Raw genomic sequence first — 18,397 nt, forward strand, 5'->3', positions numbered from 1 at the left:
GCCCTGCGCCGGCTCACCGCCGACCTCACCGCCGGCCTGCTGGACCCCGCCGATGCCGCACGGATACTGCTCGTCTACGGCGACCGCGACCGCCTCGTCCCGCCCGACCACGGACCACGTCTGCACCACCTGGTCCCCACCGCCCACTACGCCACCGTCACCCACAGCTCGCATTTCCCCCACATCGACCGGCCCGCCGCCACCACGCGGCTGATCCAGGCATTCCTCACCGACACCGGCCCATAACGCGCAACGCCCCCGACACGAACAGAGAACCGGCCACGGGAAATTTCCGCGCGCGGCACAGGACGGCGAACGAAAATCCCCCCTCGCGCGGCCCGAGCGATCCCGCGATAACACCCCGGCGATCCCCGGGCCGGCGCGGAAGGGATACCGGCCCGGCCGGCACGCCACCGGCAATTATGGTGTGACACAGAACCATTCGGCAGGACTGTGCACCCTCACAAAAGGCAGTGACCGAAATGCCTGGTGTGACCGGCGGATCTAGGCTCGGCACGAGAGTAACTCGGGGGTTCCCGGCGCACGGCCGCGAGCCCGGCAGCGCGGGGCGGAGCCGACATGTTGACGAACGAAACCAACGCCGACGCAGCGGTACGCGACGAACGCTACCGAGGCTATTCCCCGGCCGACCGGGCACAGCCCTACGCCCGGTTCTTCGCCGAACGCACGCTGCCCGCACCCGGGCTCGTGGCCGCCGCCTACGCCCGCCCCGCGACCCCGGCGCGGCTGATCCCGGAGTTCGACGAACTCACCGACGACCTCAGCCCGGCCGGGGCCCTCGCGGTCGAAACCGGATACGGACACACCGCTGCGGGCGCGGTCTGGGTGGCGGTGCTCACCGTGATGCCGGGCGGGACCGCGCCCATGTGGGACTGGTGGTTCGGCTGGCACCTCAACGAGCCCGCACGCTTCAAACTCTGGCACCCCGAGGCCCACCTGTACGCCGGCGCCGCCCGCAACCTGTCCGACGAACCGATCCCCGACCGGGACAAATACCTCGGCAACACCGTCTACGTCGACGAATACTTCGGCACCAAGATCCAGCAGCTGGCCCTCACCTTCCACGACCCCCTCGCGCACGGATTCACCGTCCCCGACGAGCACACGATCATCCTCGCCCGTATCGGCAGCGCCGTGGCCCCACTGGATCTGGGGTGGCTCGCCCACCAGGTGCGTCCCATCCCCGGAGGCTGCGAGATCCGCAGCCGCATCTACCTCAAACTCTTCGGCCCCCGCCACCCCGACGTCGGACAAGCCGCCCGCGCGGTCGCCCGCGGCCTGTGCATCGATCCCGCCGACCTCGCGCTCGAACTCGACCTGGCACGCGAGCTACTCCTGCACTGCGGGCAGGAAATGAACCACCTCGCCAGCATCCTGCCCGACCTGCACCGCGAATTCGCCACACCCACGCCTGCCTGACCAATATTGCACTCCTATTTCCCCGCCGACGCCGGTGCGTATTCCCGCGTCCCGCGGCATCGGTAGAAGTGGCGGGCAGGCCGACGATGGGAGACCGCACAGTCAAGCCGGATTTGCGTGCTTTGTCATCTAGTCCGTGCGGACTGCCAGAAGTACGCTTTCCGGCATGTCGTACGACCTGACCCGGCTCGGCAACAACCGATTCGAGCACCTCGTGCAAGCGCTCTGCCTGGCCCATCTCGGACCTGGCGTCAGCATCTTCGGCACTGGGCCCGATGGCGGGCGCGAAGCGACTTTCGATGGTGAGATCAACATGGAAGGGAAAGGTCGGTGGAACGGCTACGGTGTCATCCAGGCGAAGTACAAAGAGAAGCTGACGAATACCGAGGAGGACCAGAAGTGGTTCCTCTCACAGCTGACAGACGAGCTGCGCAAGTGGGTCGACCCGAAGAATAAGCGTTCCAGGAACAAGCCCCGCTACTTCATTATCGCAACCAATGTCGCGGTGACTCCCGTCGCCGAAACAGGCGGCTTGGACCGCGTGAGGCGTATCTTCGAGTATTTTCGTGATCTCACCGAAGAAGTGGGGAGATCCGTCCGCAAGGTCGGGCTGCCCGAATTCGAGGACTACGCGGTATGGCATGCGGAGCATCTTCAACGCCTCCTGGAGGGCAGCACCGAAGTGCGCCACTGCTACGCAGATCTCATTCTGCCGGGCGATGTGATTTCGCGGCTGTATGAACAAGTCACCGAGGCGGACAGGCGTTTGGCACACGCTTGGATCCGCCATGTCGCGGGAGCACTCCAACGGGACACCAGGGTCGAACTCGGCGAGTCGGGCGACCAGACGAATTCGCCGCTTTCCCTGGCCGAAGTCGCGGTAGATCTCCCCTCCGCGTTCCGGACCGAGCCCGGACACGAGGCGCCGGCCTTGCGAACACTGGTAGAACGGGCTGATCAAGTTATGGCACCCGGCCTCACGCCTGCTGTCCGGGACCGCGTCGTCGTGCTCGGCGGGCCGGGCTCTGGCAAGTCCACTCTGTCACGGCTGCTGTGTCAGCTGTATCGGGTGACCCTCGTCCAGGAGGCGGCGCGCGGCAAAGTCACGCCACAGGTAGCCGAACTCGCCAACCAGATCCGGAAACGCCTGGACGTTGCCGACATGCCTACACCTACCTTGCATCGACTGCCCGTGCGCGTCGTTCTGAGCGCGTTCGCCGACGAGGTCAGCAAGCCCGGTAACCTCACTTTGTTACAGCATATTGTCAACATCATCAACGACCGCAGCTCTGATTCGATCACGATTCCGGAAATACAGCGCCTCTTGTCTGCCTGGCCGTTGCTCGTGGTGCTCGACGGCATGGACGAAGTAGCGTCCGCAGACAACCGTGCAGAGGTATCTGAAAGAATCTCGGATTTCCTGAACGAAATGGCTGCGCTGGGCGCCGATGTCTTCACTGTCTGCACCTCGCGGCCGATCGGCTTCGATCGAGACCCAGCCCTAAATTATCAGGAACTCTATCTGCTTCCATTGGACCGAGACCACGCGCTGGGCTACGCTGCGCGATTGCTGAAATCCCGATTCGCCGACGACCCCGATCGCCAAGACCAGACACTCCAACGGCTGCACGGCGCGTCTCGACGCGCAGACACCGCGAGGCTGATGACGTCGCCGCTGCAGGTGACGATTTTGAGCCTCCTACTCGAACAGCGCAGGCAGGCCCCGGCAAGCCGTTACGCGCTGTTCAAAAGCTACTACGACGTCATCTACGCCCGCGAGGTCGCGAAGCCCAACGACATGGGTAACGTCCTGGAACGCTATCGTCCGCAACTCGATCAGCTTCACAGGCAATGCGGACTGACGATACACGTCAACGCCGAGCACGCGGGTGCAGCCGAGTCCGTTCTTCCGGTGAACGCGCTGGAGGCAATTGCGCGCAGCATCCTGGTGTCCGATGGATACCGCGACACGGAAATCGACGCACTCGTCACGCAAATCCTTCACCTGGCACAACAGCGACTGGTACTTCTCGTACCGCGACTCGATGGCGTGGCGTTCGAGGTTCGAAGCCTTGCCGAGTTCTTCGCTGCCCAGTACCTGATGGACGGTGAGGATTCAGCAGATAAACTAGAGCTTCTCGCCCCTTCAGCTCATTGGCGGCACACGTGGCTTCTTTCAGCCGGCTTCGTCTTCTCGGAGAGGCGCAGCCTGCGCGATGCGGTCCTGCGGAGGTTGGATGTCGTCGACCGCGCGAGCGCGGTGAACCGTCTGGTCATGCCGGGCGCCGCGCTGGCCCTGGACGCTCTGCAGGATGGGTTCGCGGCCAACGCGCCGAAATTCGAGAAGTCCTTGCTCATCGCCGCCATGCGGCTGATCAGAGGGCCGATCGGCTCCCATGTCACAGCGTTGGCGGAGGCTCTCACGCCACTGATGGACTCCTCGGACGAGCTCGAGTCGACGGTCTGGAGCGAATTGGAAATGATGCTGGCGGACAATAAGCCGGCGGCCAGAACCTTCTTGGCAGGACTCGCCGCGCACGGCTCCGATTCCATCGCTCACAAAGCGACCACCATACTCGCGACCCACACTCGCGAATCGAATGTTTCCGCAACAATGGACGAATCGTCGGTGTTGGCGGCTTTCATCGAGTTCGGACTGGCCGATTCCGAGGGCGCAGCTCGTATGTTGCTCGACACAGTCTGCCACCGCAGCACGATCGGGGACGAGAGCGACACTGTGCTGATCCGAGGCAGGGAAATCCTTGTCGAGACGCACGCGAACAATGACAAGGAAAGGTCACTGCTCCGCGAGACCCTCGCCGCGATAATCGCACGAGACCGCGTCGGTCACAATCTCTTGTCCGAGGGCTGGCAATCTCGTCATCCGGCTTCGACGGCAGCGGTCCGGACGCGACCGGGCGAGGGCGAAGATCTCTCCGGGGACCGACGGTGACCCCTGCACAGATCGATGCCGGATCGAGGTGACGGTGTCGGCTCCGATCGCCGGCACCGTCGATTAGGGTCGCGAGCGGTCCGGGCGGGGGCCCTCGTCGCTCGAGCGCGCTCTCGGCCGCCGCAGCTCGGGTATCTCGCCTGCGCGGTGCGCGGGTTTCTGCGCGATGGACCGGTGTGGCCGGGTGCTCACGTGGCGCACCGTCGTGAATGAGATCCGCTGGGGGATGCGGCATTCGGTCGCGCGCCGCCTGCCCGCGGGCACCTCGGAAAGGTTTCGCCGGCGTACACAGTGCGCGATGAACGCGACGGGCGGTGCCATACGGGCCTGGGCCGGCCTCGCGGCGGATGTTTGTGGGATGACACCACGCGGTGCGCCCGGCGCTGGCACCGCGCACAGAGGACTCCCGCCTGTCCTGGATATCGACCGTATGAGGTCTTCGCGAGTCCTTGCGACCGGTGGGTACATGTGCGTACCCTCCCTCGGGTACACAGATGTACCCAACGTTTCCGGTGGCAGCGTGTTGCCTTCCCCGGGCCGGGCACGCTGCCGGTTCGACGCCGGTGCTGCGGTGCGGGTGCGCGAGTCCGAGGTCCTCGGCGGGCTGCGGAGCTGCGGTGGGTGCGGGCGCGTCGGCTGTGACCGGTCGGCGGGCCGGGGTGCGGCGGAAAGGGATTCGGTGACGGTCGACGACGACGCGACGGAACCTGCCGGGCACGACGGCGCGGGGGTGTTCACTTCGGCGGGCGAGGACGTGTGGAGTGTGTCGCGGCGGATCGTGGCGCATCTGGTCGAGCGGGTCGTGCCGTGTGGAGCGCTGCCGGGCGAGGCGTTGCGCGGTGAGGTGTCGACGGTGATCCGGTTGTGTCTGCAGCTGGCGGTGCGCTCGTTCGACGGCCGGGAGTCGCCGGGCACGCTGGTGCGGCTGGAGCAGGCGGCGGCGCGGTGGGCGCGTGAGGGTATCGCGCTGGAGGTGATTCAGCAGGCGTTGCACGAGGGGTTCCGGGTCGCCGCGGGATTCTTGCGGACTCGCGCGAGTGCGGCGACCGGTACGGGCGGGGATCTGATGCTGGGTCAGTCGGCCGTTCTCGAACGGCTCACCGTGACCTTCACCCGGGCGTATGTCCGGGAGCTGCAGTCGGTGCTGACCGGTGAGCACACTCCCGAGCGGATCGTGACCCGGGCGCTGCTCGGCGGGCAGGTGGACTCGACCATGGCGCGGCAGTGCGGGGTCGATGTCGCCGAGGTGTATCACGTGGTGGCGGTGGCGATCCCGCCGCATCCGGAGGAGCAGGTGCCCGGGGTGGACGGCGCGGTCGTGGCTCGCCGCAAATTGCGGCGGGTGGAGGCCGAGCTGACGGCGCGCTGTGGTGATGCGGCGTTGTCGCTGCTGAGTGTGTCCGGTGGCACCGTGCTGGTTCCGGTGACGGTGATGCCGGAGACCGAGCTGTGCGGGCTGGTGGAGTCGTTGTCGGTGGCCGCGCAGGTGCCGATCACCGCGACGACGCTGTGCGCGCCTGCCGGGGAGATTCCCGCGGTCGCGCACGAAACCCACGAGGTACTCGACACCATTCACAATCTGCGGCGGGCCCCGCGGATGTATCTGTTCGCCGAGGTCGCTCTCGAGCATCAGATCACGCGGCCGGGGCCCGCGCTGGATTCGTTGCGGGCGGTGCTCGAGCCGCTCGAGTCGCATCCGGAGTTGTTGCAGACCCTGGCGTGCCATCTGGCCCACAACCGCAACCGGCAGCAGACCGCGCGTGCGATGCACCTGCACACCAATACCGTCGACTACCGGCTCAGACGCGTCGCGCAGCTGACCGGGATCGACCTGTCCGATCCCACCGGCCTGTGGCGGCTGTGCTCGGCGCTGGTCGCCTGCCACTACACCGGCGAGGACACCGGGACCCGGTGTGTGTTCCCGGTGGTGCCGTTCGGCCCGGCCGGCCTCGTCTAGGCGGTGCGGAGGGTCGGCCGGGAGAGGGTGAGGTGGTCGGCCGAAGCCGGGGGCCCAGCGGCGCCCATCCCATGTGGTCGCGCACGCGGGCCAGACTCTCGGCGACGGCGTCGGCGTCGACGTAGCCGGCGTGGCGGGCGGAGTCGATCATGCGAGCCCGCCGGTGAGGCCGGACCGGCCGGTGGCGGCGAGCCGGTGGAGGCGACGTCGCCGGAGGGTCCCGGCCATCCCCGGTCATCGATCGCGAACAATCCAGCGCCGACAACAAATACGCCGTACAGACACCCGAATGCGTTCCGACGGGTCAGTTTTCGGCGCGGGCCCTCCCTGCACAACGGGTACCTCTGCGCACCCGAGCACGGTACGAGGATGCACCCGGGGCAAGAGGCAGGCGCACCCGGTACGGCAGGCCTCCTGTGCGGCATACCAGCGTCCGGCCGACGATGCTGTGTCATTCCACAAAGGTCGTCCTGGGGCGACAGTGATGCTCAACGATCGTTGTAATCATGGCGCGATGTCGAGAACAGTGAAGTTCGCGGGTGTGCCGGTGGACGGCCGGCCCGGGGCAGGCCCCGGCCGGTGCGTGCGAGCGGCCCGGTCCGCGCGGACCCCGGCGTGGCGTGTCGCCGTGGCCGTGGTGACGATCCTGGGGGCCGTGGGCTCGGCCCCGTCCGAGGCGGCGGCCGAGCCGGTGCCCACCGAGGGGGCCGGCGGCTTCTACGCCGCGCCCGAGCCGGGCGCGGACGCGCGGGCGGGAGCGGTGATCCGGACCGAGCCGATGACGGTCGGGGCCGCCGGCGCGCCGATCGCGCTGGATGCCCGGCGCATCCTGTACTGGAGTACCGATCCGCACGGCGGCACCGTCGCGGTGAGCGGCCTGTTGTTCCAGAGTCACAGCGGATGGCCCGGCGGCGGCGCCCGCCCGGTGGTGGCGATCGGGCCGGGCACGGTCGGGCAGGGTGACCAGTGCGCGCCGTCGAAGTTCCTGTCGAATCTGGCCGACCCCGCGACGCCGGGCGCGGTGATGGCCCAGTACGAGGTGCGGCTGGCGCTGGAGCTGACCGGCCGGGGAATCAACGTCGTCATGACCGACTACCAGGGGATGGGCACCGCGGGGGTGCACCCGTATGTCAACCGCGTCGCCCAGGGCGCGGCGGTTCTGGACGCGGTCCGCGCGGCGACACGGATGCCCGCCACCGGGTCGGGGCCCGACAGCCGGATCGGGGTGTGGGGGTATTCCCAGGGCGGCGGCGCCGCCGCGGCGGCGATGGAGATGGCCGCCTCCTACGCACCCGAGTTGCAGGTGGTGGCCGGTTACGGTGGCGCGGTGCCGGCGGATCTGCGCGACACCCTGGCCAGGATCGACGGCTCGGTGCTCAGCGGCGCGGTGGGCTACGCGCTCAACGGATTCCGCGCGGTCTACCCCGACATCGCGGACCTGATCGAGGAATACACCAACGACTACGGTAAGTCCATGCTGGCCACGGTCGCCGGGCAATGCCTGTTCCAGACCGCCGCGCAGTACGGGATGCATCGCTCCTCGGAGTTCACCTCCACCGGCGAGACGCTGGTCGAGATCGTCAACCGCACACCGCAGGCGCGGCGGGTCATCGACGAGAACCGGCTGGGAGCAGTGGCTCCATCGGGGACGTTCTGGCTCGACAGCGCCACCTCCGACGACATCGTGCCCTACCCGCAGGCGGAAGCGCTGGCGCGGTCGTGGTGCGGGCTGGGCGGGCACGTCCGCTTCGTCCCGCAAGCGATTCCCGATGTGCTGCCGCGCAGCGGGGTCGGGCACCTGGCGCCCCAGCACGTGCAATGGGCCGCGGCCCAGCAGTGGCTGACCGAGATGCTCGCTGGCAGGACCGACACCGGCACCTGCGGGTAGCCCGCCGCGATCGCCGCACCTGCCGGGTGCGGGCAGTGCCCGCACCCGGCACCGCGCCGGGTCCGGCCCGCTACGATGGCCGTCCATGGGGGCACCCGATCCACGACCTGGGCGTGCGGCCCGAGATCGGCGCAGGGTGCTGGCCGACGCGGCGCTGCGGGTCCTGTCGACGCATGGCCCGGGCCGGTTCACCCATCGCAGTGTCGACGAGGCGGCCGGATTGCCCCGGGGCTCGGTCAACTACTACGCGCCCACCCGTGCCCGGTTGTGGGAGCTGGCCCTGACCGAGTTGTTCGAGCAGGACTTCGACCTCGCCGTGCGGTGGTTCGGCCCGCCGGCGCCCGGGACGGTCCGCGGCAGCGACGAGATCGCGGACACGATGACGAAGTTCGTCACGGCCATGACGACCGGGCCGGCCAAGGCCCGTGCCGTCGCCCGCCACCACCTGCTCGGACAGGCGCAGCACGACGCGAGCCTGCGTGAGGCCTTCGACCTGGCGCGCGAGAGCTTCATGGACCTCGCCACGGCCTCGGTCCGGGCGGTGCACCCGCACGCCCGCCCCGCGGACGTGGAAGCCGTGGTCACACTGCTCGACGGCCTCATGACCCGGCAGGTGATCATCGGCCGGCACGCCTTGCCCGAACCGATGATCCGCCAGATCGTGGACACACTGGTCCACGCACAGCCACCGGACTGACAGCCCACCAGCATCACGCGGTCGAGCACATCCCCGGATGCGGACGCGAACGCTGTCGCGCCCCTGGCTACATCGGTGAATCCGGACGGCGCTGATCGGTAACCCGGACGGCACCCTCGACCAGCACGATGTCGCATCGATGGAACCTGGCGTCGTGATTCAGCGTGACATCCAGCGTGTGTACTCCCATTCGACGCAATCTGTCGCCGAAACCCGGCGTTTAGGGCGCCCGGGCAGGCTCTGCGGTCCGTGGGGTAGCTCCACCGCGCCTGTCGCGTCGTCAGCGGCTTCCGCCGACGGCTCCATCGTCTGCTGCTGGCTTGGCGGCCCGACCTCAGTTCAGGTGCCTGGCGAAGACCCGCACGGCGAGGTGCTCGCGGTCAACGACACCGGCTACCAGATCTTCCGCCACTGCGACGGCACCCACACCACCAGCGACATCGCCCACCACCGACACCGACACCGGCGCCCCGGCCGGTGACGTCGCCCGCGACGTCACCATCTTCGTCGAACGCCTCACCACGGCAGGACTTTTGAACCCGTGACCGAGACCGGCAGCAACCACCGCACGTCCGGCTGAAACACCTCGGGCACAGCGAGTTCCACCGCACAGCCCGACGCAGGACCGGAGCCGGCCACACGCGGGCCGACATACCCGGCATGTGTGCGACGGCATCGCGTGCGCCCGATCCGGCCGACGTGCGAAGCAGGCACTTGCTCGAGACCAGAGGCCGAAGCGTGTTCGCCCAGCTCATCGGCACTGCGTCAAGCGGGAGCCGTTTCTCGCCACCGCGCTACGGATGAATTGCCCGGAATCTGTACCGATCGCGCTGCGCAGAAGTCTACGAATCACGGAAAGCTGGAAAGCCAGAAAGCTGGATTTCCGGAACTACTGATTGCTAGCATGCGAGCACGGAGCATTTAGATCCATTGGATGTTCTGGAACCACGCACACACGCGCAAACGCGAACGCGGCCACTGCGGGAACAGTGACCGCGTCGGCAGTCAGAGCAGGCTATGCAGCAGGATCGCTACCACAACCCATCTGACCAGCAGGTGTGCGATGCGGTAGGGGATCTCGGCGGTGATCTTGAGTACCTCCGCCGAGGTTCTCCGCGCAGCACTCCTTCCTTTTTCCGGTGCATTCTCACCCCCTTTATCCGAGGTCGTGCCTGTCCGTGAGCGCAGGCGCTCAGGAACAGATTCGGCTGGGGACGTGCGCGGTCGCCATGCTCCGGCGTCCGGCAGGGTCAGACTATGCGAAAAGCAGCTGATTGCGACCAATCCGATGCTGCTTTCTCGCGCTTATGCGTGTCGTGTCGGCGTGTCGCGATATTCGCGTCACTACAACTTGTCCGGACCGGACACCAGTGCGCCGCCGAGCGTCACTGTTCTGCCCGAGTCGGGATTTCGATGTCGGGTTCACCGCGGAGGTGTCAGCAGGACCGTGCTCGATCCGGGCCGATGGACAACAGCAGGGTCGGCAGCCGCGGACCGGTGTCTCGCGAGCACAGCAGCTGGTAGAGGGCTTTGAAGAACGCGCGTTGTGCCTTCTTCAGCGCTCCGGCGTCGGCGGGCAGTCCTTCCAGCAGTTTCGGTACCGCGTACACGCTCGCGGTGAGCCCGTCGAGGGTCCGGTTCTCGGTCAGCCGTTCGGTCAGCATCCGCACTCCGTCGCGGGTCGGCTCGTCGAGTTGCGCCCATGCGGCGGTATTGAACTCGGTGCGGATGATCGTGCGGTCCTCGGCGGGTAGGGCGCGGCCGAAGTTGACCGCGTCCGCCAGGCATGACTGCAACTGCGCCAGGAGGGAGGAGTCGTCGGAAAGTGCTGCGTGCGTGTCGGATTCGAGCTGCTGGCGCACTAGCCGTTCCACTTGCTCTGGGTTGGCGTCGGTGATGTCGGCTGCCGAGGACAGCAGCCGGAACGACACCGGCCGCGCGCTTCGTTCCACTGGTCCCGCGGATGCGCGATACCCTGTCAACAACTCGCGAAGGCTGACCCCCAGGCGAATCGTGGATGCTGACCCCGGGTCAAGTTTCGGGAGGGTGGTTTCCAGCGATCATCGCAACACTGTGAACGGTTCGGAGGCTAGCAGTGAGCCGAAGATCTCGGCGGGTGTGCGGTCGTTGAGGACGGCTCGGGGCCGATGGTTGAGTTCGTTCTCGACGCGGGCCAGGACAGCCGAGGTATGGCGTGCGAGATCGGTGGCTTTGGGAAAATACTGGCGCAGAAGCCCGTTCGTGTTCTCGTTGCTGCCGCGCTGCCACGGCTTGCCGGGATCGCAGAAGTAGATGGCCGAGCCGAGCGCGGCGCTGATCTCGGCGTGGCGGGCCATTTCCCATCCCTGGTCCCAGGTGATCGACTTTCGCAGGTCCGTCGGCAGCTGGTGAAGAGTTTCGATGAGGCCGTCGTGCAGGGCCGCGGCGTCGAGGCGGGGCATGTGGATGAGCTTGACGTAGCGGCTGTGCCGTTCGACCAGGGTTCCGATCGCGGAGCGATTCGACCGTCCGGTGATCAGGTCACCTTCCCAGTGCCCGGGTTCGCTGCGATCAGCCGGCGGGAACGGCCGGTGCTTGATCGAGAGCATCGGCTCGATGTACCGGCGCCGACGGCGGTCGAGGCGCACTTGGGCACGGCGGTGGTCGCGACCTGTCCGCAGTGGCGAGGGCTGCGCTCGACGGACGAGCAGGCTGTGCGGGCGGTAGATCTCGCGGTAGATGCTCTCCGCCGCCAGGTGCCGCTCCCGATGACCAGGGAACCGAGCGCGTAGCCGTCGACTGATTTGCGCTGGGCTCCAACGCTTCTGGAGCAGATCTCGCACGAAGACCAGCAGTTCCGGATCGGCGGCCAGGCGCGTCGGCCGCGGCCGGCTGCGACGCATCACCGCGCGGCGGTGCGCCTCGAATGGCCGATACTGGCCTCCCTCGCGAGTGTTGCGACGCAGTTCGCGGGAGACGGTCGACGGTGCTCGGCCCAGCGCAGCGGCGATCGCGCGGATCGTCTCACCGGCGCGGCGGCGGTCGGCGATCTCGATCCGCTCGTCCTCGGACAAGAACCGCGCCGAGATCACTCGGCAGGCCACAGGATCCAGCGGCGGCACGAAACGGCTGACAGTGCCGTCCTTGCGGTAGAGCTTGTAGCCATTGCGCCAGTTGCGGCTCGTGGACCGGCTGATCCCGACTTCGCGACGTGCCGCGGCAGTAGTCCAGCCCCGGGCCAGCAAACCGAAGAACTGCTGCCGCTTCAATGACTGCGGCCGCGATCCCGGCCCCTTCTTCACCCGCCGCGATGACACCCATGACCTCCTCGGAATCCAAGATCATGTTGCAACGATCGGTGGAGACCAAGAATTCGCTAAGGGGTCAGTCTTCAGAAGTTGCCGACATACCCGTTGATGTGGCTCCCATGCGGGCGGGAGCCAGCTCCCTCGCCTGCCCAAACCCACCTGTTCGACGTCACGACGTCGAACGCCCTGAGACCTCAGTCTGTGGAATCGATGCCGGGCCTGCTGGTGGTGAGGTCGGGATTGCAGGTCCGGAAGGTCTCGTGGGAACCGACGAGAGGTCGGGCAGTCCTGCTGCTGTGAGTGCGGCGTATTTGAAGGCGCGCGCCGCCACGCTGAACCGGTGAACGACGGGGGCGGAGCGTCGCGACCACGCAGGGGCGGCGCCGTCGCCCCACCACAGGACATCGGCGCCCTGGTCGTGCAGGGCCGTGGTCATGTAGGCGTGAGCCCTCGGATCGCGAGCGCACAGGGCCGCCGACAGCGCGAGGGTATGCGGGCGTCGGTTGTGCGGGCGTCGGCTCGTGTCCGGGATGTCGTAGAGGCCACGGATCTCCGCCCCGAGGATGCGCAGGGCACGCGCGTCGGGGGTCGCCACCAGGACGGTGACCTGCCAGCCGGCGATCGCTCGATCGAACAGCCACCCTCCGGTAGAGGCCACGGCGTCGGCGACGTCGGCCGCCACGATATCGAGCCGGTACGCGGCGCGTACCCGGCAGCGGGATGCGCGGTCACCGCGCCCGCCGGGCGCGTCCTGCCGGGGACGAGGCGTAGACATGGCCGCTCACCGACGTCCATCTCCGTCACCATCCCGCAGCCGAGCCCGCGAGACCCGGACAGCTCACCGGGTATCGAGACAGCCGGAGGCCGGGCACCGGGCGTTCGGCGGCGCGGCGGGCCTGGGCCCGGTGCGTGAGCGCGGAAGAACTCCCGACGGAAAGGGTGCTGGTGGCGTGGGCGGAGCCGAGAGGTGGCCTGACCGTTCGGCCAAGCTCGGCGGCATGGACCCTGCGGATCGTCGGCCGAGCGACCTGCCAACAACATGGCCAAGCTCCACCACTGGGCAACGACCGCAGCAAAATATCGATTTCCCAATGGCGCACCGAGCAAGCACTCACTTCTACCCCGGTAGACAACCCAATCGGCCACCTTCGCCTGGAGCAAGGAATAGCGCGCGTGGCGAATAGCACCGCCCACCAGTAATCACCGTAACCGTGCACGCACGCAACAAGCGACATGACCTCTCGCTGAAACAGTGGGTCCCCGGCGACGCCATCCGGCTCCCCACCGCTGCGGAAGCCCAACGGCTGCAATGGTGACCGCCGCCGCGAACCGGCCCGACGGCCGAGCCTCGGCACGCCATCGCGCTCGACAGGCAGCCAGTGGCCTTGGCGCACGGCCGTATCGCGATAGTTCCGAAGCTCGACAGCTGTCCGCGCGGTGCAGGCCACATCCTCACGACCGTCGTCGGCTCGGGCAGCGCCCGACTCCGTGCAGGGAAGCAGGGCCTAACAAGCTGAGGCATAGCGGCATACGTGGCACCGAACCTTCAGCGTCCGACCCGACGCTCACACACGGGCCCGCTTGCCGCCGCACGTCACCTCGCCCTCGGCGTGCAGCCCGGGGCCGGTGCACCGCCTACTCGGTAGCCAGCGGGTTTTGGCCTCGCGCAGTGACATGCTGTTGGCTTCGCGACGTTGTCACCCGCGATACCCGCCTTCGAACATCGACAACGGGCGCACCGGGGCGTGGTGGTCACGCGGGTCACCGTGTCGCTCGGGTTCAGCGACGTTCCAGCCCCGGACGGCGAAGCCGTAGTTTCCCCATTCACTGCCGGTATCGCCCGGCCGGACGGTGTCGAGGCGGGCACAGTCGGCGAGAATCTAGAGCCATTGCCGATCTCACCGACCCGACCTGGTAACGCCGCCGGAACAGGCCCATGCCTTTGTCATCCAACCCGGCGGTGGCGGTGGGTTCTTGATCCAGGCGAGGCGCCGCAGGATCTTCTCTAAGGGCAGGTGAAGGTCTGCGGCGAGGTCGCGCATGGTGTGCAGCATGGTGGCGCTGTCGAGGTCGTGGGCGATGAGGATTTCGTCGAGCACCATCGCGCTGAACACCTGCCGGCGAGTCAGCGCGATCTCGGGCAGCCAGCTGACCAGCCACCGATCCCCGTCCAACCCCGCGGCCACTCTGGCCGCGAAGGCGGGGGAATTGACGCTGGTGATCCGCATCGGGGTCGTTTCCAGCGCGGTCAGATACTTCGATGCCGGTGCCTGGTGGGTGTCGAGCCATTCCCGCACACTGTCCGGGCGTCGTCGGCATGCGCGCGCGGGCTGTGGCCGTGCGGCGGTCGGGCCGGGTTGTGGCCGTTGGTCGTCGGCGGGTGTGGTGCGCGTGCGAAGGGTGTTTTTCAGGCGGGCCAGTCCGGCGTCGAGGTCGTAGGTGTAGGCGGTGACGCGTTCGGTGAGGAGGCTGTCGAGGTCGTGGAAGGCTTGGGTGATCGGGACCGATTTCGTGTGCTGGGCAACGGGTTCGGCGTTCATGCCCATCGTTCGTCTCCTTCTGCCGGGCCGAGGACGTGTACGTCGGCGTCGAACGTGATTTCCGACGGGCCGGTGCCGGTGTTCATCATCGCCTCGATCTTCTTTCGCGCTCTGCTCTTGTGGGAGCGGACGGTACGGACCGGGATGGTGGTGATCTCGGCGACCTCGTGGTCGGACAGCCCGAGGTGCCACACCATCAACGCGATCTGGTATTCGCTGGCGGTCAAGGTCAGGGTCAACGCGTGCAGGAACCGGCGTAGCTCACGCTCCTGCAGCACCCGCTCGACCGGGTCGGTGGTGTCGGTCGGGGCGCGGTGCACCGGCACGTCGGCGTCGGTGTAGACCCCGACCGGCATCGCCGGGCCCGCACGGCGGCGGCTGTCGGTGACCCGCCGCGCCGCGATGGTCATGATCAGCCGCCACGCGCCCGCCTCATCCGCGTTCGCGAAGTCGCGGTCGAACTGATCCCACACCGCGGTGAAGACCTGCTGCACAATGTCGTCAGCCGCCGCGGCGTTCCCGCCGAGCGCCTTGTACGCGTAGCGGTACACGCGCGGCGCGAACACCACGAACAGGTTCTGGATCGCGCTGTCACGGCCGTCCACACCATCGCCACCTCCGAAGACCTCGGTCATTACGTGTGCTTCTCCCCCACGGTCAGAGCACCGGTCTCCGCGAGATTCGGTGCGTCGCGGGCGGCGACCTCCACCACCAGCACCGACACCGACCCGCCGCGGCAACGGCGCGCGGCCAGCACTCGGCTGCCACCCGGTGCTTCCCGCAGGATCCGGCGAGTAGTGCGGTGTCCCAACCATTCCCGCACACACGCCAGCAGCTGGCGCGACCACGCCAGGACAGCAACGACGGCCGGACACCCGACCGCCGGCTCGGCCAGCACTTGCCAGCCTACGAACAATGTCATGCCAAGTATTCGCCGGAACACCCCGCGAGATTGAGAAGCGCGGTGCGTCGCACACCGACACGCCGCAAACCCATCCATCGCCGCAGGTCGGGAACTACTCCCGCACAGTCGCTTTCACCCCAAATGTCCGATCGACCACAACCGCCCGACGGACGGCAGCCCGGTCCGGACACCGCAGTTGCTCATCGCGATCTCTCGAGCCAGCCTTTTGCGATCGAGCGTCCAAAGGACGCACGTCGCTCCCGACAGTCCAGCACCCGCACGAGGGTCCCATCGCACGGCACTGTCTCCGCGCGACACTTCTACCGTCGAGCGAAATCGAGACGCCGATCGAGTTCGTCTCTGGTACGCGACCGATGAGCGCCGGACCGGACCAGGTGCTGTGCAGGTGTGAAGCACAGGGGGCTGCGCGGCGAGGCCGGATCGCACAGCGACAAGGACGATGGTGCCATCCCGGCATCATGGGGTGACGAATTGTCCACTGGGGCATCTGCTCCCGACGCCAACTACCGCAGAACACCGATTACGGGCCACGACGGAGATCTGCATGACACAACCTCATCCACGCGCCACCGACGCTCACATGACCAGTATCGGCCGACCACACAACCCCGACAGTGACACTCGCCAGAACCGCGTCGCGCGCTGGCGGCGATGGCTTCCCGTCCTCAATAACGGCCAGCCGCAATTCGATCCCGCCGCGACCGCGGTCGCCAACGGTCGTTCGCCGGATCGGCCCGACACAGTGGCCGTGCTGATCGACGCCGAGAACGTGCCCGCGCACCGCATCGGCACAGTGCTCGCCGCCGCATCCGGGTTCGGCACAGCCCGGATCCGGCGCGCCTACGGCGACTGGAGCCGCCCGAGCCTCGCCTCGTGGCGAAACCCGATGACCGCCTACGCGATCCGCCCCATCCACCAACCGAGCCACATCAGCGGCAAGAACGCCGCCGACATCGCCCTGGCCATCGACGCCATCGACCTGCTCCACAGCCACGGCATCCACACGTTCGTGCTCGTGTCCAGTGATTCCGACTTCACCGGACTCGCGCTGCGACTGCGCGAATCCGGCTGCCACGTCTATGGATTCGGAGAACCCAAGACACCCAAACCGTTCACCGCCGCCTGCACCCGCTTCGCCTACCTCGACACCCCGACAACCCGGACTGCACCCACCTCATCGCCACCCGCACCAGCCACGCCTCAACCCGACACACGAGCAGCGCGTACTCCCCCGCCGCCGAAGGCGACCAAGAAGAATCCTCTCGCCCTGGACGCGGAGCTGTGTAATCGGCTGCGGCAGATCGTGCGCGAGGCGGCCGACAGCGACGGCTGGACCAACCAAGCCACCCTCGCCTCGAAAGCCGCCGCACGCATCCCCGGATTCGACACCAAAGACTACGGATACCCGAAATTCGGCAAGTTCGTCGTCGCCTGCGGCCTGTTCGATATCTGCAAACGCAGTCCCGGCCCCGGAAAACCGAAAGTCACCTACCTGCGCAACAAGCCCCAATGAACCTCCGAGCCAGCGTGACCGGTTCCTGAGCACCACCAGCCCCGCCACGCCCAATGAGTTCGACCGATGGCGACTGCCAGTGACCACTGACCTCGGCGACGCGCTGCAGGGGCGACCAAATCGCCGCCCGTTGGGCGCCCGACAGGCCTCGCAGATGCGATTCAGTGGTGCGCGGAGTGCTCCGCGCGCAGGGTGGTGAGGAATCTGGTCGCCTGGCGGCGGCTGGTGAGTGTGATGAGCTGGTCGTAGGTGCCGTGTTCGGCGAGCAACTGGTGCACGCGGGGGCGCATATTTGTGCGGTAGCCCCAGATGTAGCGCAGAAAGCTCCAGGTGATGTGGTCGTAAACACCGTCGGCGTGCTGGCCGCCGCGGTAGCGCAGACGGCGTTGCAGGATGCCGGCCGAACAGGTGAGTGCGGGGATGTCGAGGAAAATCACGGTATCGGCGCGGGCAAGGCGGATCGGCAGGGTACTGGCGTGGTTGCCCTCGATCAGCCACCGCGGCGCGGCGACCAGCTCGCGCTGGCGCTGCGCGAAGTCATCCTTGGGCAGCGGGTTCCATTCGCTGTCGTAGTAGACACTGTCGAGATGGGTGAGGGGAAGTTGCAGCAGGCCTGCGAGCTGATTGGCGAGATAGGTCTTGCCCGAGCCACCGCAGCCGAGGATGGCGATCCTGTCCATGGCTGGCGACCTTAGCGGCGCGGTGTCAGGCAGGCCTGGAATCACTGCCGTGAACCGACCATGAGGGGCGGTGACTTACGGCTGGCCCCGAGCCCGAGTACACACCCTCGTGCCGAACGCGACGACCCAGGCAAGCTATGCCTGATCCCTGCGTTCCGAGCCCGGCAGCGTATTCAAGACTCTGATGATTTCATCGACGAACTCGGGTGAAAGTACCAGCCCGCCCTCGCCCTGCTGGACGAATCCGACCGCCCGTTTGACTCCAAACCGCGCAAGCGCCTTCTCAAGTTCATGAAGCCGAATAGCGGTGGAAGGTTCCTCCGGCGCCGCCGAAGAATCAGAGTTTCCATTGGAACCGTTCATTGACGTTCCCGTCATTGTTATGTGCTCCGAACTAAACCGAAGCATTGACGATCGGAATAGATGCCTGCATCCCATCGCACGCTAAATAACCCAAACTCTCCTCCCGAAAATCTAACTAGCGCTCGTTCGGGCGTCAATTCACATTTTGTGAAAA

At 67.2% G+C, this 18,397-nt stretch carries 16 protein-coding genes; 8 read left to right on the plus strand and 8 right to left on the minus strand.

Annotated elements, in window-relative coordinates; genetic code table 11:
* From IU476_RS06045 to IU476_RS06075, 7 genes are all read left to right on the plus strand, one after another.
* Positions 1-246 (plus strand): alpha/beta fold hydrolase (locus tag IU476_RS06045; RefSeq protein WP_369123133.1); only part of this gene is annotated, 246 nt, incomplete at its 5' end.
* A 333-nt stretch (positions 247-579) separates the two neighbouring features.
* Entirely contained in the window at positions 580-1,440 is an 861-nt protein-coding gene (locus IU476_RS06050; protein WP_195097578.1) for a DAPG hydrolase family protein, read from the plus strand.
* A 166-nt stretch (positions 1,441-1,606) separates the two neighbouring features.
* Complete coding sequence (locus tag IU476_RS06055) at positions 1,607-4,393, plus strand: NACHT domain-containing protein (protein ID WP_195097581.1); 2,787 nt, start codon at positions 1,607-1,609, stop codon at positions 4,391-4,393.
* 520 nt (positions 4,394-4,913) lie between these two features.
* Positions 4,914-6,350, plus strand: a complete 1,437-nt coding sequence (locus IU476_RS36730) for a PucR family transcriptional regulator (RefSeq protein ID WP_324193899.1) — start codon at positions 4,914-4,916, stop codon at positions 6,348-6,350.
* A 514-nt stretch (positions 6,351-6,864) separates the two neighbouring features.
* On the plus strand, positions 6,865-8,238 hold the full coding sequence (locus IU476_RS06065; RefSeq protein ID WP_195097585.1) for a lipase family protein: 1,374 nt from the start codon (positions 6,865-6,867) through the stop codon (positions 8,236-8,238).
* 85 nt (positions 8,239-8,323) lie between these two features.
* Positions 8,324-8,935 carry a TetR/AcrR family transcriptional regulator gene (locus IU476_RS06070; RefSeq protein WP_195097588.1) on the plus strand — a complete coding sequence of 204 codons (612 nt, stop codon included), beginning with the start codon at positions 8,324-8,326 and terminating at the stop codon, positions 8,933-8,935.
* A gap of 343 nt (positions 8,936-9,278) precedes the next feature.
* A complete protein-coding gene (locus tag IU476_RS06075) occupies positions 9,279-9,416 on the plus strand; it encodes a PqqD family peptide modification chaperone (RefSeq protein WP_195097590.1) in 138 nt (45 codons plus the stop codon).
* 955 nt (positions 9,417-10,371) lie between these two features.
* Here IU476_RS06075 and IU476_RS06080 read toward each other — a convergent pair.
* From IU476_RS06080 to IU476_RS06105, 6 genes are all read right to left on the minus strand, one after another.
* Positions 10,372-10,887: a hypothetical protein gene (locus tag IU476_RS06080; RefSeq protein WP_195097593.1), complete on the minus strand. Its 516-nt coding sequence runs from the start codon at positions 10,885-10,887 to the stop codon at positions 10,372-10,374.
* A 108-nt stretch (positions 10,888-10,995) separates the two neighbouring features.
* Positions 10,996-12,183 (minus strand): IS30 family transposase, encoded by a 1,188-nt coding sequence (locus IU476_RS06085; protein ID WP_228823345.1) that lies wholly within the window; start codon positions 12,181-12,183, stop codon positions 10,996-10,998.
* Between the two features lie 208 nt (positions 12,184-12,391).
* Positions 12,392-12,904: a hypothetical protein gene (locus IU476_RS06090; protein WP_195097595.1), complete on the minus strand. Its 513-nt coding sequence runs from the start codon at positions 12,902-12,904 to the stop codon at positions 12,392-12,394.
* Between the two features lie 1,216 nt (positions 12,905-14,120).
* The gene (locus tag IU476_RS06095) at positions 14,121-14,768 is read right to left on the minus strand and encodes a hypothetical protein (protein WP_195097597.1); all 648 of its coding nucleotides are present in this window, start codon (positions 14,766-14,768) and stop codon (positions 14,121-14,123) included.
* Positions 14,759-15,397, minus strand: coding sequence for an RNA polymerase sigma factor (locus tag IU476_RS06100; RefSeq protein WP_195097599.1), 639 nt, complete (start codon positions 15,395-15,397; stop codon positions 14,759-14,761). Before IU476_RS06100 ends, IU476_RS06095 begins: the two co-directional genes overlap by 10 nt.
* Positions 15,397-15,684: a hypothetical protein gene (locus tag IU476_RS06105; protein WP_195097601.1), complete on the minus strand. Its 288-nt coding sequence runs from the start codon at positions 15,682-15,684 to the stop codon at positions 15,397-15,399. Before IU476_RS06105 ends, IU476_RS06100 begins: the two co-directional genes overlap by 1 nt.
* 547 nt (positions 15,685-16,231) lie before the next feature.
* On the opposite strand from IU476_RS06105, the gene IU476_RS06110 reads away from it, so the two are divergent.
* Positions 16,232-17,200, plus strand: coding sequence for an NYN domain-containing protein (locus IU476_RS06110; RefSeq protein ID WP_195097603.1), 969 nt, complete (start codon positions 16,232-16,234; stop codon positions 17,198-17,200).
* Positions 17,201-17,361: 161 nt separating this feature from the next.
* Here the strand turns inward: IU476_RS06110 and IU476_RS06115 are convergent, their stop codons facing one another.
* Both IU476_RS06115 and IU476_RS06120 read right to left on the minus strand, forming a co-directional pair.
* Positions 17,362-17,880, minus strand: a complete 519-nt coding sequence (locus IU476_RS06115; protein WP_195097605.1) for a P-loop NTPase family protein — start codon at positions 17,878-17,880, stop codon at positions 17,362-17,364.
* A 135-nt stretch (positions 17,881-18,015) separates the two neighbouring features.
* Positions 18,016-18,243: a hypothetical protein gene (locus IU476_RS06120; protein WP_195097607.1), complete on the minus strand. Its 228-nt coding sequence runs from the start codon at positions 18,241-18,243 to the stop codon at positions 18,016-18,018.
* Positions 18,244-18,397 lie beyond the last annotated feature (154 nt).

The organism is Nocardia blacklockiae (assembly GCF_015477355.1).
In the GTDB taxonomy this organism is placed as follows: Bacteria; Actinomycetota; Actinomycetes; order Mycobacteriales; family Mycobacteriaceae; genus Nocardia; species Nocardia blacklockiae.

What these genes read in the sequence shown, in the direction of transcription:
- IU476_RS06050 (WP_195097578.1), top strand. Translation starts at nt 580, where the DNA reads ATGTTGACGAACGAAACCAACGCCGACGCAGCGGTACGCGACGAACGC.
- IU476_RS06095 (WP_195097597.1), bottom strand. Translation starts at nt 14,768, where the DNA reads ATGGGCATGAACGCCGAACCCGTTGCCCAGCACACGAAATCGGTCCCG.
- IU476_RS06110 (WP_195097603.1), top strand. Translation starts at nt 16,232, where the DNA reads ATGACACAACCTCATCCACGCGCCACCGACGCTCACATGACCAGTATC.
- IU476_RS06115 (WP_195097605.1), bottom strand. Translation starts at nt 17,880, where the DNA reads ATGGACAGGATCGCCATCCTCGGCTGCGGTGGCTCGGGCAAGACCTAT.
- IU476_RS06070 (WP_195097588.1), top strand. Translation starts at nt 8,324, where the DNA reads ATGGGGGCACCCGATCCACGACCTGGGCGTGCGGCCCGAGATCGGCGC.
- IU476_RS06100 (WP_195097599.1), bottom strand. Translation starts at nt 15,397, where the DNA reads ATGACCGAGGTCTTCGGAGGTGGCGATGGTGTGGACGGCCGTGACAGC.
- IU476_RS06120 (WP_195097607.1), bottom strand. Translation starts at nt 18,243, where the DNA reads ATGAACGGTTCCAATGGAAACTCTGATTCTTCGGCGGCGCCGGAGGAA.
- IU476_RS06065 (WP_195097585.1), top strand. Translation starts at nt 6,865, where the DNA reads ATGTCGAGAACAGTGAAGTTCGCGGGTGTGCCGGTGGACGGCCGGCCC.
- IU476_RS06105 (WP_195097601.1), bottom strand. Translation starts at nt 15,684, where the DNA reads ATGACATTGTTCGTAGGCTGGCAAGTGCTGGCCGAGCCGGCGGTCGGG.
- IU476_RS06055 (WP_195097581.1), top strand. Translation starts at nt 1,607, where the DNA reads ATGTCGTACGACCTGACCCGGCTCGGCAACAACCGATTCGAGCACCTC.